This is a genomic window from Mesorhizobium sp. LNHC209A00 (assembly GCF_000502915.1).
Lineage (GTDB): Bacteria > Pseudomonadota > Alphaproteobacteria > Rhizobiales > Rhizobiaceae > Mesorhizobium.
In genome coordinates, this window is the sequence record NZ_AYWT01000006.1 from 146,190 (window position 1) to 159,783 (window position 13,594).

At 63.4% G+C, this 13,594-nt stretch carries 11 protein-coding genes; 8 read left to right on the plus strand and 3 right to left on the minus strand.

Going from position 1 to position 13,594, the window contains the following annotated elements; genetic code table 11:
* Window positions 1–262: 262 nt before the first annotated feature.
* From X739_RS149220 to X739_RS149205, 3 genes are all read left to right on the plus strand, one after another.
* Window positions 263–1,705 carry a methylmalonyl-CoA mutase subunit beta gene (locus X739_RS149220; RefSeq protein ID WP_023771546.1) on the plus strand — a complete coding sequence of 481 codons (1,443 nt, stop codon included), beginning with the start codon at window positions 263–265 and terminating at the stop codon, window positions 1,703–1,705.
* Window positions 1,702–3,822, plus strand: coding sequence for a methylmalonyl-CoA mutase (gene scpA / locus X739_RS149215; RefSeq protein ID WP_023771545.1), 2,121 nt, complete (start codon window positions 1,702–1,704; stop codon window positions 3,820–3,822). The genes X739_RS149220 and scpA overlap by 4 nt, the downstream gene beginning before the upstream one ends.
* Window positions 3,823–4,002: 180 nt before the next feature.
* On the plus strand, window positions 4,003–4,392 hold the full coding sequence (locus tag X739_RS149205; protein WP_023784290.1) for a type II toxin-antitoxin system death-on-curing family toxin: 390 nt from the start codon (window positions 4,003–4,005) through the stop codon (window positions 4,390–4,392).
* Here the strand turns inward: X739_RS149205 and greA are convergent.
* Window positions 4,389–4,862: a transcription elongation factor GreA gene (gene greA / locus X739_RS149200; protein WP_023771542.1), complete on the minus strand. Its 474-nt coding sequence runs from the start codon at window positions 4,860–4,862 to the stop codon at window positions 4,389–4,391. The genes X739_RS149205 and greA overlap by 4 nt on opposite strands.
* 117 nt (window positions 4,863–4,979) lie before the next feature.
* On the opposite strand from greA, the gene X739_RS149195 reads away from it, so the two are divergent.
* Window positions 4,980–6,356 (plus strand): TIGR03808 family TAT-translocated repetitive protein, encoded by a 1,377-nt coding sequence (locus X739_RS149195; protein ID WP_023794931.1) that lies wholly within the window; start codon window positions 4,980–4,982, stop codon window positions 6,354–6,356.
* Between the two features lie 9 nt (window positions 6,357–6,365).
* Here the strand turns inward: X739_RS149195 and X739_RS149190 are convergent, their stop codons facing one another.
* Together X739_RS149190 and X739_RS149185 are read right to left on the minus strand one after the other, a co-directional pair.
* Window positions 6,366–7,370 carry an asparaginase gene (locus X739_RS149190; RefSeq protein WP_023771540.1) on the minus strand — a complete coding sequence of 335 codons (1,005 nt, stop codon included), beginning with the start codon at window positions 7,368–7,370 and terminating at the stop codon, window positions 6,366–6,368.
* A gap of 27 nt (window positions 7,371–7,397) precedes the next feature.
* The gene (locus tag X739_RS149185; protein ID WP_023771539.1) at window positions 7,398–8,564 is read right to left on the minus strand and encodes an acetyl-CoA acetyltransferase; all 1,167 of its coding nucleotides are present in this window, start codon (window positions 8,562–8,564) and stop codon (window positions 7,398–7,400) included.
* 193 nt (window positions 8,565–8,757) lie between these two features.
* Between X739_RS149185 and betI the strand changes: the two genes are divergently transcribed.
* The 4 genes from betI to betA are packed head-to-tail and all read left to right on the plus strand — an operon-like array spanning window position 8,758 to window position 13,520.
* On the plus strand, window positions 8,758–9,348 hold the full coding sequence (betI, locus tag X739_RS149180) for a transcriptional regulator BetI (RefSeq protein ID WP_023771538.1): 591 nt from the start codon (window positions 8,758–8,760) through the stop codon (window positions 9,346–9,348).
* Window positions 9,345–10,874, plus strand: a complete 1,530-nt coding sequence (betC, locus tag X739_RS149175) for a choline-sulfatase (RefSeq protein ID WP_023771537.1) — start codon at window positions 9,345–9,347, stop codon at window positions 10,872–10,874. The genes betI and betC overlap by 4 nt, the downstream gene beginning before the upstream one ends.
* A complete protein-coding gene (locus X739_RS149170) occupies window positions 10,871–11,875 on the plus strand; it encodes a threonine/serine dehydratase (protein ID WP_031252079.1) in 1,005 nt (334 codons plus the stop codon). Before betC ends, X739_RS149170 begins: the two co-directional genes overlap by 4 nt.
* Entirely contained in the window at window positions 11,868–13,520 is a 1,653-nt protein-coding gene (betA, locus tag X739_RS149165; RefSeq protein ID WP_023771535.1) for a choline dehydrogenase, read from the plus strand. The genes X739_RS149170 and betA overlap by 8 nt, the downstream gene beginning before the upstream one ends.
* The last annotated feature ends 74 nt before the right edge of the window (window positions 13,521–13,594 follow it).

The window sequence follows — 13,594 nt, forward strand, 5'->3', positions numbered from 1 at the left end:
GACAATTGTCCAAGGCGGGGCCAATCAGCCAATCAGGGCTATCGTCCAAATCGGACCAGTCGCCAAAATCGGATTTTGGAACTTGCGGATTTCGATGGTGTTTGGCAATCGTTCATGGTCCGTCCAGGCAAGCGACCTATATCAGGTGGATCGAATATCAGGTGGGTCGAATTCAAGCCCTGGGCGTGCATTGCGATAACTTGCCGGGAACCGTAGATTGAGCTGCCCGGGCTGGTGCGGCCATATAGAACGAGGACGATGAATGGGCGCCGGAGCCTTGACCAGGGATGTTGAGCCAACGAATGCGGAGCGTCAGCGATGGCTGACCCTGGCGGAAAAAGCATTGGCCGGCGCAACCTTCGAGGAAAAGCTGGTCTCGCATACCGACGACAGTATCCGCGTCGAGCCGCTCTATGAACGCGCGACCGGAACGGAACCGATCGTGCGCGCCAATCCTCAATTGCCGTGGATCGTCAGCCAGCGCGTCGACGACCCCGATGTCGAACGCGCCAAGAGCCAGGTCCTGGAAGATATCGCTCAGGGCGCGACGGGATTGTCGCTCGTCTTCGAGGGTGCCCCGAACGCGTTCGGCTACGGCCTGCCGAGGACGGCGCAGGCGCTCGAGACGGTGCTGGAGGGCGTGCCACTCAACCGGGTCCAGATCCGTATCGACACCCACCCCTGGAGCCGCCCCATGGCCGACTGGCTGGTGGCGTTCCTGAGCAAGCGCCGTTCGGATCCGGCAAAGCTCAACCTGTCCTTCGGCATCGATCCGGCTGCTATCCTCGCCGGCACCGGCCGGCTGCGCATGTCGATCGAGGCGCTGCAGGAATCCATGCCGCAATCGCTGGCGCATTTCTTCGCGATGGGCGTTCCGGGTGTGCTTCTGGAGGCGGACGGTCGCGTCTTCCACAATGCCGGCGCCACGGAATCGCAGGAACTCGGCATTATGCTGGCCTCGGCGGTCTCGTATCTGAGAATGTTCGAGAAGGCACGGCAACCGCTCGTCTATGCCGCGCCTCATATCGGTTTCGCGCTCAGCGTCGACCAGGACCAGTTCCTGTCGATGGCCAAGGTGCGAGCCCTGCGCAGGCTGTGGGCACGCGTGCAGGAGGCCTGCTCGATCCCTAATTCCACGGCCAACATCCATGCCGAGACATCTTTTCGCATGATGACGGCATTGGATCCCGAAACCAACATCCTGCGCACGACGATCGGCTGCTTCGCCGCGGCGGCGGGAGGCGCCGATTCAATCTCAATCCTGCCGCATACGATGGCGCACGGCCTGCCGGCGGCGTTTGCCCGCCGCGTCGCGCGCAACGCGCAGTTGATCATGGCCAATGAAAGCCATGTCGATCATGTTGCCGATCCCGCCCATGGCTCCGGCGCCGTCGAAGCGCTCACCTCAGACCTTTGCGAAGCCGCGTGGGCCGAATTACAGGCCATCGAGGCTGAAGGTGGCGTGCTGTCCAGCCTTCGGGACGGACATATCCAGCAGCGCGTCCGCAACGCCGCCGCCCATCGCGCCATAGCCTTCAAGTCAGGCGAGCGGGCCATTGTCGGCTGCACGCTTTATCCGTTGAAAAGCGAGCGGCCGGTCGAGACGCTGGACGCAGAGAAGCGGCCTGCCTTCACCGAGGGCGTCGTCCTGTGCGAAGCGTTGTCTCCGGTCCGCATCGATCAATCCATCGGGGCTGCTTCTTGATTCCGGATTTCAGGCAGATCGGCTGGGTGCCGCCGCGCCGCGCGCCTGTCGAGGTCAAGGGACAGCGAACAACGCCGGAAGGCCTTGTTGTCAAGCAGCTGTACAGTCAGGGCGACCTCAAGGGATTGTCGCATCTCGACACCTATCCGGGCCTGCCGCCCTTCGTGCGCGGCCCCTACCCGACCATGTATGTCCAGCAGCCCTGGACCATCCGGCAATATGCCGGCTTTTCGACCGCCGAAGAATCCAACGCCTTCTACCGGCGCAACCTTGCCGCCGGCCAGAAGGGCTTGTCGGTTGCCTTCGATCTCGCCACGCACCGCGGCTATGACTCAGACCATCCGCGCGTCGCCGGCGATGTCGGCATGGCCGGCGTGGCCATCGATTCCATCCTCGACATGCGGCAATTGTTCGACGGCATTCCGCTCGGCGAGATGACCGTGTCGATGACGATGAACGGCGCGGTGCTGCCGATCATGGCGCTCTACATCGTGGCGGCGGAAGAGCAAGGCGTCGCGCAGAAGGATTTGGCCGGGACCATTCAGAACGATATTCTGAAGGAATTCATGGTCCGCAACACCTACATCTATCCGCCGAAGCCCTCGATGCGGATCGTCTCGGACATCTTCTCCTACACCTCGAAGAACATGCCGAAGTTCAATTCAATTTCGATCTCCGGCTATCACATGCAGGAGGCCGGCGCGACCGCCGACCTGGAGCTCGCCTATACGATCGCCGACGGCATCGAATATGCCCGCGCCGGCGTCGCGGCGGGGCTCGACATCGACCGTTTCGCGCCGCGCCTGTCGTTCTTCTGGGCGATCGGCATGAACTTCTTCATGGAAGTGGCCAAGCTCAGGGCCGCACGCCTGTTGTGGGCAACGCTGATGAAAAAGAACTTCGCGCCAAAGGACGAGCGGTCGCTGTCCCTGCGCACCCATTGCCAGACCTCCGGCTGGTCGCTGACGGCGCAGGATCCCTACAACAACATCATCCGCACCATGATCGAGGCGATGGCCGCGACCCAAGGGCATACCCAGTCGCTGCACACCAACTCCTTCGATGAAGCAATGGCGCTGCCGACCGACCATTCGGCGCGCATCGCCCGCAACACGCAACTCATCTTGCAGAAGGAATCCGGCACCACACGCATCATCGATCCTTGGGGCGGTTCGGCCTATCTCGAGCGGCTGACACACGATCTGGCGGCGCGTGCGCTCGCCCATATCGAGGAGGTGGAGGCTCTCGGCGGCATGGCGGCGGCCATCGAAAAGGGCATACCCAAGCTGCGCATCGAGGAAGCCGCGGCCCGCACGCAGGCGCGCATCGATTCAGGCGAGCAGATGCTGGTCGGCGTCAATGCGCATCGCCCCGGGACCGATATCGCGGTCGACGTGCTGAAGATCGACAATGCCGAGGCCAGGGCCCGGCAACTCTCGAAGCTGCAACGGCTGAAAGGCACGCGTGAGGTCGCCGCAGTGGAAAGCGCGCTCGATGCACTGACTCGTGCCGCACACAGCGAGGACAACCTCCTGGAGTTCGCAATCCGCGCCGCGCGCGCCAATGCCACTGTCGGCGAAATCTCGTTCGCCCTGGAAAGAGCCTATGGCCGCCATGTGGCCACGGTGCAGACCATTTCCGGTGTCTACGGCAAAGCGCTTGGCGACAATCCGGTGGTCGACCGCCTGCAGGACAAGCTTGATGCGTTCGAAAAGAAAAACGGCGGCAAGCCGCGCATCCTGGTGGCCAAGATGGGACAGGACGGCCACGACCGCGGGCAGAAGGTGATCGCCACGGCCTTCGCCGATCTCGGCTTCGACGTTACCGTCGGCGCCATGTTCCAGACGCCGGAAGAGATCGCGAAACTGGCTGTCCAGAACGACGTCCACATCATCGGCGCCTCATCGCTGGCAGCGGGTCACCTGACGCTGATCCCCGAATTGCGCGACACGCTGAAGAAGCTCGGCCGCGGCGACATGTTGATCGTGGCCGGCGGCGTCATCCCGCCGCAGGATTACGATGCGGTGCTGCAAGCAGGCGCAGCGGAAATCTTCCCGCCGGGCACGGTCATTCCGGAAGCGGCTGAGCGGCTGCTGGATCGGCTGCTATCGTTTTGACGAAACTATTATAATATCTGTTGCAACATCCAGCGCACTGAAGACCGGTGATCAACTCCAGATCGTCGAAACGGATAAGGGCACTGCCCTTGAGCCGGTGGATGACAGTTTCGAACGGCAGATGGAAGCTGCTCGCAAGGTCATGGACAAGTACAAGGTCGCGCTTCAGAAGCTCGCCGAATGAGTTGGGAGTTCCTGACCCGGCGCACAGTCGAAGCGATGCATGCAGAGCAATTGCGCAGGCACGGCGGAGCACAAGGTCTGAGAGATGAAAATGCTCTTGAACCGGCGCTTCCCCGTGCCGAAAACAAGGCAAACTACGGGGAGCCTTCGGTCGAGGACCTTGCAGCCGCCTACGTCTTCGGCATTGCCAGGAACCATGCCTTTGTCGACGGCAACAAACGGACATCGATCGTCGCCGCCGGCGCATTTTTGATCGTGAACGGCCATGTCCTGGTGGCCGACAACGGCACGCTCTACGAATTCGTCATGGCCGTCGCTGCCGGCGAGATCGACGAAGCGGGTGAGGCCGCGCTTTTCCGCGACCATGTCGTCAAGCTTGAAGACTAGCTCTCCGAGAGCTTGACGATCTCCCACTCCTTGCCGTTGACGCTGGCCACGTCGCCAACCTTCTTGCCGAATAGCGCAACCGCCATTGGCGAGACATGCGAAATGCTGCCCTTGGCCGGGTCGGCTTCGTCCTCGCCGACGATCTTCCAGTGCACCTTCTTGCCGTCGTCACTTTGCAGCGTGACACCCATGCCGAAGCGGACGACATCACTGCCGGGCTCCGGCACGGAAAGCTCGGCACTCTCGCGCCGCGCGGTCCAGTAGCGCAGGTCGCGCGACACGACCGCAATGCGCTCGCGGTCGGCTTTCCGCTCCGCTTTCGCCATGATATCGCGCAGATCGGCCAGATTGTCCTCGATCTGCGCCATGCCGCGCTCCGTCACTAGGTTGCGGTGCGTGCTGATCGGCCGCTCGCCAACACCGGCGATGGCGTTTTCGCTGTCTTCTTCGCGGGTGAAAGCTCGGCTCATCCCCTGAACTTAGGCGCCGAGTGGCTGCCCGACAAGTCATTGCCGCCGAGAAGAGGCGTGTTGAACGTCTGGCATGATTCCTGCGGCGCCGGGGCTGAACACTGGGATTCTGTGCCGATGTTGAACAGACGAACGCTGCTGAAGCAGACCGCCGGCTTTGCGGTCATGGGCCTCGCGCTCGGCAAGGCGGCGGCCGCCAGCCTGACCGGTATCGAGAAAGCCTCGATGCGCGGCTCGATCAACGCCACCGAACTTGGCGTCCAGCCCGGCACGTTTGACGACCAGAGCAAGGCTTTCGCCAAGCTGCTGCGCGACGCGAATGGCCGTGACATGCCGGTCTTCCTGCCGCCCGGCACCTATGTGGTGTCCAATCTCTCGCTGCCTGAGCGCGTGCGTCTTTCCGGCGTGCCGGGCGCGACGCGGATCGTCTATGGTGGCGACGGCCATTTGTTTATGGCCGAACAGGCCGACCATATCGAACTCAGCGGACTGGTTTTCGACGGCGCGAACCGCTCTATGGGCAACTATGCGCAGGGGCTGCTCGATCTGCGCCGGGTGGCGCACCTCGTGGTGGACAACTGCCAGATCACGGGCAGCGGCAAGAACGGGCTGGCGCTGGAACATGCCGCGGGCCGGATCGAGCGTTCGGACATATCCGGGGCGGCGGACGCCGGCATCTATTCGGTGGAGGCCGCAGGGCTGGCAATCACCGGCAATACCGTCTCCGATTGCGCCAATGGCGGCATTCTGGTGCACCGTTGGCAAGCGGCGGAAGACGACACCATGGTCACCGGCAACCGCGTCGAACGCATTGGCGCGCGCAGCGGCGGTACAGGCCAGAACGGCAACGGCATCAATGCCTTCCGCGCCGGCAATGTCGTCATCTCGGGCAATGTGGTTTCGGACTGTGCCTTCTCGGCGATCCGGGCCAACAGTTCCAGCAATTTGCAGATATCGGGCAATACCTGCTCGCGCTCGGGCGAGACCGCGGTCTATTCCGAGTTCTCGTTCGAGGGTGCCGTCATCTCCAACAACATCGTCGACGGTGCCGCCAACGGCATCTCGATCGTCAACTTCAACGAAGGCGGCCGCATGGGTGTCTGCTCCGGCAACATGGTGCGCAATCTGTCGACATCAGGCCCCTATACCGCGAATCCACCCGGTTTCGGCGTTGGGATCGCCGTCGAGGCCGACACCGTCGCTTCCAACAACGTCATCGAGAACGCGCCGCTCTACGGCATGTCGATCGGCTGGGGGCCGTATCTGCGCAACGTCGTGGCCACCGGCAACATCATTCGCAAGGCAGGCACCGGCATCGTCGTCAGCGTAGTCGAAGGTGCCGGCACGGCCGTCATCTCCGACAACGTCATCGACGGCGCGTCGAACGGAGCGGTTGTCGGCCAGCGCTGGGCCGAGCCGGTGACATCAGACCTCACCCAGACCGGCAGCAGCGGCTATGCGCACCTGACCGTCGAGCGCAACCGCGTCAGCTGATTGTTGCTTTCAGTTCAAGGCCGGCGTCGGCGTCAGCGCCCCGACCTTGGCGCCAATCCGGCTTTCGATGGGCGGATTCGCCAATTGGAGCAGTCTCGCGGACAGGCCCTCGTCCGCATGCAACAACCTGGCAAGCACGGCGGCGGCGATTGCATCGCCGGCGCGCGCGGCACCGTCATCGCATTTCACGGCGATGCCGAGGCCGAGTTCGGGAATTGCGGCACAGTGGACGCCCTCGGCCCCGCCTTTGGCGAAAATTCGTCCGGGAGCGGCTTGCATCAGCAACAGATCGGCGCGGCCGGTGCCGGCGACGAAGAACGGCTCCGCCATGCAGGCCGAAAGCAGCCGCTTCGCGGCCTTCGCCCGCTCCGGGCCAAAGCCGTGGGCCGCGGCCATGCGGGCAAAGCCGAGCGCGAAACTCCTGAGCGGCACCGCATAGGTCGGGATCGAGCAACCGTCGGTCGCGCGTTCCTCGGGGCCGTGCACAGCGCCGGTGACTGCCTCCATGGCGTCGCGCACCATTTCCTGCATGGCGTGATCCGGTCTGACATAGCCGCGATGCGCGATGCCCGAATGGACGCAGGTACAGAGGAAACCGGAGTGCTTGCCGGAACAGTTGTTGTGCAACGCATTCGGTAAACCACCGGCACGCGCGAGCGCAATCTCGGCGTCATGGTTCGAGGGCCAGTGGACCCCGCATTCGAGCGCAGACCCGTTCAGCCCGGCCCTGGCCAGCATGGACCGCGCCAGTTCGGCATGCGCCGGTTCGCCGGAGTGGGAGGCGCAGGCCAGCGCCAGTTCGCGATTGCCGAAGTCATAGGCATCCGCGGCACCCGTTTCGACAAGCGGCAGGGCCTGGATCGCCTTTACGGCGGAACGCGGAAAGACCGGCTTGGACGTATCGCCGATCTCCAGCACCGGCTTGCCGTCGGCATCGAAGACGGCAACGGCGCCGCGATGGGCGCTCTCGACAATGGCGCCGCGCAAAACTTCGATCAGAACCGGATTTGCCATGCTACCTCCCACGAATGCCGGGGCGGTTTACCTGATCCGGTCGAGAATGGAAACGTAGTTGGCGACCGCCGCACCGCCCATATTGAAGATGCCGCCGAGTTTCGCGCCCGGCACCTGGATGCCGCCGGCTTCGCCGACAAGCTGCATGGCGGTCAAAACATGCATGGAGACGCCGGTGGCGCCGATTGGATGGCCCTTGGCCTTCAGCCCGCCGGAGGGATTGACCGGCAGGCGGCCGTTTTTTGCCGTCGTGCCATCCAGCGCCAGTTTTGCGCCCTCACCGGGCTTGGCCAGTCCCATCGCTTCATACTCGATCAACTCGGCGATGGTGAAGCAGTCATGCGTCTCGACGAAGGAGAGATCGTCGAGCGTTACGCCGGCATTCTTCAAAGCGCGGGTCCAGGCCTGCTCGCAGCCCTCGAAGGTCAGGATGTCGCGCTTCGACATCGGCAGGAAATCCTGCACATGCTCGTTAGCGCGGAAGGCGACCGCGCGGCGCATCTTCAGCGCCGTTGCCGTGTCGGCAAGGACAAGGGCAGCGGCGCCGTCGGAGACTAGCGAGCAGTCGGTGCGTTTGAGAGGACCGGCGACGAACGGGTTTTTCTCGCTTTCCTGCCGGCAGAAGTCATAGCCGAAATCCTTGCGCATCTGCGCATAGGGATTGTCGACGCCATTCTTGTGGTTCTTGGCAGCGATCATGGCTAGCGCATCCGACTGGTCGCCATAGCGCTGGAAATAGGCCTGCGCGATCTTGCCGAAGACGCCGGCGAAGCCGGCTGGCGTCTCGCCGTCCTCGGGCAGATAGGAAGCCTTAAGCAAATTCTTGCCGATTTCGGGCCCGGGCGTCGTCGTCATCTGCTCGGCGCCAACCACCAGCACGATTCGGGCGGCGTTCGCATCAATGGCGCGGACACCTTGCCTGACGGCGGCCGAACCGGTGGCGCAAGCATTCTCGACGCGTGTCGCCGGCTTGAAGCGCAACCGGTCGTCCGCCTGGAGAACCAGACTTGCCGTGAAATCCTGCGCCGAAAAGCCGGCATTGAAATGGCCAAGCACGATCTCGTCGACCTCGTCCGGGCCGATGCCGGCATGGTCGAGCGCGTCCGTCGCGACCTTGACGATCAGGTTTTCGAGCGTCTCGCCCTCAAGCTTGCCAAAGCGCGAATGCGCCCAGCCAACGATGCATGCGGTCATGGCGGTCTCCATCTTGGCGCCACCGCCCACGGCTCGTGACGCACTTCGCCTTTATTGTTCAAATATAAACATTCTCACCGGAGCCGTGAAGGGCCGCAACGCGAAAATCGCTTGGTACAGGTCGCGTCGAGGTCGATTTTTTATTGATTGACGCGTCAATAAAAAATAATCTCCCGCAAAAATCGGGAACGGCATGCCAAAAGTCGGAATGGAGCCATTGCGCCGCAGGGCGCTCATCGACGCGACGATCTCGGCGATCGGCGAGCGTGGCTCGCTTGACGTGACCATGTCGGAGATCGCCGGACGCGCCGGTGTGTCTTCTGCGCTTGCCCACCACTATTTCGGCGCCAAGGACGAGCTGCTGTTCGCGACGATGCGGCACATTCTGGCCGAACTGACCATCGATATGCGCCGCGCCCTGCAGTGCGCCGGCACCGCGCGCGAGCGCGTCTCGGTCGTGGTCGCCGTCAACTTCTCCGATGTCCAGTTCCGGGCCGAAACCATCGCCGCATGGCTCGCTTTTTATGTCGAGGCGCAGCAATCGTCTTCGCTGCGCCGGCTGCTCAGAATCTATGCCCGGCGGCTGCATTCCAACCTGATGAGTGGATTGACCGGCATCCTGCCGAGGACAGAAGCCGATCGCGCCGCGGAAGCGACGGCGGCGATGATCGACGGGCTCTACATCAGGCGCGCGCTGAAGGATGGCGTGCCTGACGCCGCGACAGCGATCGCGCTGGTCGAGGATTATCTCGAAACCAAACTTGGCGGACGGCACAAGCAGTGACAGCGAAGCGACCCAATTTCCTGATCGTCATGGTCGACCAGCTCAATGGGACCTTGTTCCCGGATGGGCCGGCGGAATTTCTGCACACGCCGCATCTGAAGGGGCTGGCCGCGCGTTCGGCGCGCTTTGCCAACAACTACACCGCCTCGCCACTCTGCGCGCCGGGCCGCGCCTCCTTCATGAGCGGCCAGTTGCCGTCGCGCACCGGTGTCTATGACAATGCCGCCGAGTTCGCCTCGTCGATCCCCACCTTCGCCCATCATTTGCGTGCGGCCGGCTACTACACCTGCCTGTCGGGCAAGATGCATTTCGTCGGACCGGATCAGCTGCACGGCTTCGAGGAACGGCTGACCACCGACATCTATCCGGCGGATTTCGGCTGGACGCCGGACTACCGCAAACCCGGCGAGCGCATTGAGTGGTGGTATCATAATCTGGGTTCGGTGACCGGCGCCGGCGTTGCGGAAACAACCAACCAGATGGAGTATGACGACGAGGTCGTGTTCCTCGCGTCTCAGAAGCTCTATCAGCTTTCGCGCGAACAGGACGATGCGAGCCATCGGCCCTGGTGCCTGACCGTCTCGCTCTCGCACCCACACGATCCCTATGTCGCGCGCAAGCAGTACTGGGATCTCTATGAGCATTGCCAGGTGCTGGATCCGGAAACCGGGTACATCGCTGAAGACGAGCAGGATCCGCATTCTCGGCGACTGTACCATGCCAGCGACTATCCCTCTTTCGAGATCACGCCCGAAGAGGTGCGTCGTTCGCGCCGCGGCTATTTCGCCAACATCTCCTATGTCGACGACAAGGTCGGCGAGCTCCTCGACGTTCTCACGCGGACGCGTATGTCCGACGACACGATCATCCTGTTCTGTTCGGATCACGGCGACATGCTCGGCGAGCGAGGCCTGTGGTTCAAAATGAGCTTCTTCGAAGGCTCGGCGCGGGTGCCGTTGATGATCGCCGGCAAGGGCATTCGTGCCGGGCTGATCGAGGCGCCGGTCTCCAATCTCGACGTGGCACCAACACTTTGCGACCTTGCCGGCATCGACATCGGGGCGATCGCGCCGTGGACCGACGGCCAGTCGCTGCTGCCGCTCACCAAGGGCGGGCAGCGCACGGCACCGGTGCTGATCGAGTACGCGGCGGAGGGGTCCTATGCGCCCTTGGTGGCAATCCGCGAAGGCAGATACAAATTCGTCCATTGCGAACTCGATCCGCCGCAATTGTTCGATCTCGAAGCCGATCCGCTCGAGCGGGACAACCTGGCCGACGACCCCGCCAATGCGGGTCTTGTGGCGGCATTCCTGGAAAAGGTCCGGGCGCGTTGGGACATGGCCGGCTTCGATGCCGCCGTGCGCGAAAACCAGGCACGCCGCTGGGTCGTCTATCCGGCGCTGCGCAACGGCGCCTACTACCCCTGGGATTTCCAGCCCTTGCAGAAGGCGTCAGAGCGGTACATGCGCAATCACATGAACCTGGACAATCTCGAAGAGAGCAAAAGGTATCCGCGAGGCGAATGATGGCAGACCTTCTCGTTCCCACTCTCGACCATCTCAGGCAGGCCTATGCGGTAACGTCACGGGCGACACAGGTCACGCCGCTGCTGGAATCGGCGGCGCTCGCCAGGGAGACCGGCGCGTCTCGCGTCTTCATCAAGCCGGAATCGCTGCAATGGGCCGGATCCTTCAAGGTCCGCGGCGCTTATTGGCGGCTGAAGCGGCTTTCGCCCGACGAGGCGAAGAAGGGCGTCGTCGCCTATTCCTCCGGCAATTTCGCGCAAGGGCTGGCTGCGGCCGGCCAGGCGCTTGGCATTCCGGTGACCATCGTCATGCCGATCGACGCGCCGGCCGCCAAGCGCGATGCTACCGCAGGCTATGGCGCGCGCGTTGTGCTGACAGACCATGGCGATCGCGCGCGTGAAGAGGTCGCGGCGGCCAAGGCGCGCGAAATCGCTGAAACAGAAGGGCTAGCGCTCCTGCATCCATTCGACGATCCCGAGATCGTCGCGGGTCAGGCAGGTGCCGGCCTCGAGGCGCTCGACCAGCTGTCGGCTAGGGATGCCAGTGCCGATCTCCTGTTCTGCTCGGTCGGTGGCGGTGGGCTGATCGGCGGCGTTTCGCTCGCCTTCCACTATCTGTCGCCGGCGACCGAGATCGTCGGCGTCGAGCCCGAAGGGTTCGACGGCATGGGCTCGTCGCTGGCGCATGGCAGCATCGAGACCATGCCGATCGGTCCTAAATCGATCTGCGACGGACTGATGTCGCGCCGGCCCGGCGACGCGCCGTTCGCCGCGGTCAAGACCGCTGGCGTGCGCGGCATCACGGTCGACGATCAGTCGGTGCGGCGCGCGATGCGGATCGCTTTCGAGCGTATGAAGCTGGTGCTCGAACCGTCAGGTGCGGCGTCGCTGGCGGCATTGCTCGGTGGCAAGGTGGATGTGGCGGAAAAGACCGTCCTGGTGGTGGTTACCGGCGGCAACGTTTCGCTCGCCGATTTTATGGCGCATATGAACCATGCTTGAAGCGGATTTCGTCATCATCGGCTCCGGGTCCGCCGGTTCGGCCATGGCCTACCGCCTGTCGGAAGACGGCAAGCATTCGGTCATCGTCATCGAATTCGGCGGCACCGATATCGGGCCGTTGATCCAGATGCCTTCGGCGCTGTCGATACCGCTCAACATGAGCCTCTACGACTGGGGCTTCGCCAGTGAACCGGAACCGCATCTGGGTGGCCGCGTGCTGGCGACGCCGCGCGGCAAGGTGATCGGCGGCTCGTCCTCGATCAACGGCATGGTCTATGTGCGCGGCCACGCCCGCGACTTCGACCATTGGGCCGAACAGGGCGCGACCGGCTGGGGCTTCGCCGACGTGCTGCCCTACTTCAAGCGCATGGAGGATTCCGACGGCGGCGAGGACGGCTGGCGCGGGCACGGCGGCCCGCTGCATGTGCAGCGCGGCTCGCGGCGCAATCCGCTCTATGGCGCCTTCGTCGAAGCGGGCCGCCAGGCAGGGTTTGAACTGACCGACGACTACAATGGCGCCAAGCAGGAAGGCTTCGGCCCGATGGAGCAGACCATTCTGGGCGGCCGCCGCTGGTCGGCGGCATCAGCCTATATGAAGCCGGCCCTCCGGCGCAAAAACGTCAGACTGGTCAAAGGCTTCGCGCGCCGGGTGATCATCGAGAATCAACGCGCCATCGGCGTCGAGATCGAAGCTCACAAACAGATTCAGGTCGTTAAGGCGCGACGTGAAGTGATCGTCGCGGCGTCGTCGATCAACTCGCCAAAGATCCTGATGCTGTCCGGTATCGGCCCGGCCGGGCATTTGCGCGAAAACGGCATTGCCGTCGTGGCCGACCGGCCTGGAGTCGGCGGCAACCTGCAGGACCATCTGGAGCTCTACATACAGCAGGAATCGACCAAACCGATCACGCTGAATTCAGTGCTGAACCCGTTCTCCAAGGCGATGATCGGGGCGCGGTGGCTGTTCTTCAAATCGGGCCTTGGCGCCACCAATCATTTCGAGGCGGCCGCCTTCGTGCGCTCGCAGGCAGGCGTCGACTATCCCGACATCCAGTACCACTTCATCCCGGCGGCGGTGCGTTATGACGGCAAGGCGGCGGCGAAGTCGCACGGCTTCCAGGCGCATGTCGGACCGATGCGCTCGAAGTCGCGCGGCTCGGTGACGCTACGCTCGCCGGATCCGAAAGCGAAGCCGGTCATCCGCTTCAACTACATGTCGCATCCAGACGACTGGGCGGAGTTCCGCCACTGCATCCGCCTGACCCGCGAAATCTTCGGCCAGTCGGCCTTCGATGCCTATCGCGGACAGGAACTCTCTCCGGGCAGCCATGTCCAGTCGGACGACGATCTCGACGTGTTCATTCGCGATCATGCCGAAAGCGCCTACCACCCCTGCGGCACCTGCCGAATGGGCCACGTCGATGATCAATCGAGCGTGGTCGATCCGGAATGCCGGGTTATCGGCGTCGACGGATTGCGGGTCGCCGACTCCTCGATCTTCCCGCGGGTCACCAACGGCAACCTCAACGCGCCATCGATCATGACCGGCGAAAAAGCGTCCGATCACATCCTTGGCCGCACACCGCTCGCGCCGTCCAACCAGGAACCATGGATCAATCCGCGCTGGCAGGCGTCCGACAGATAGGCCATGATCCGCCGATAGAGTGAGCCGCCCGACAGGCGCCCGCCCAATAGCCGTCGCTTGGGCCAAAACGATTT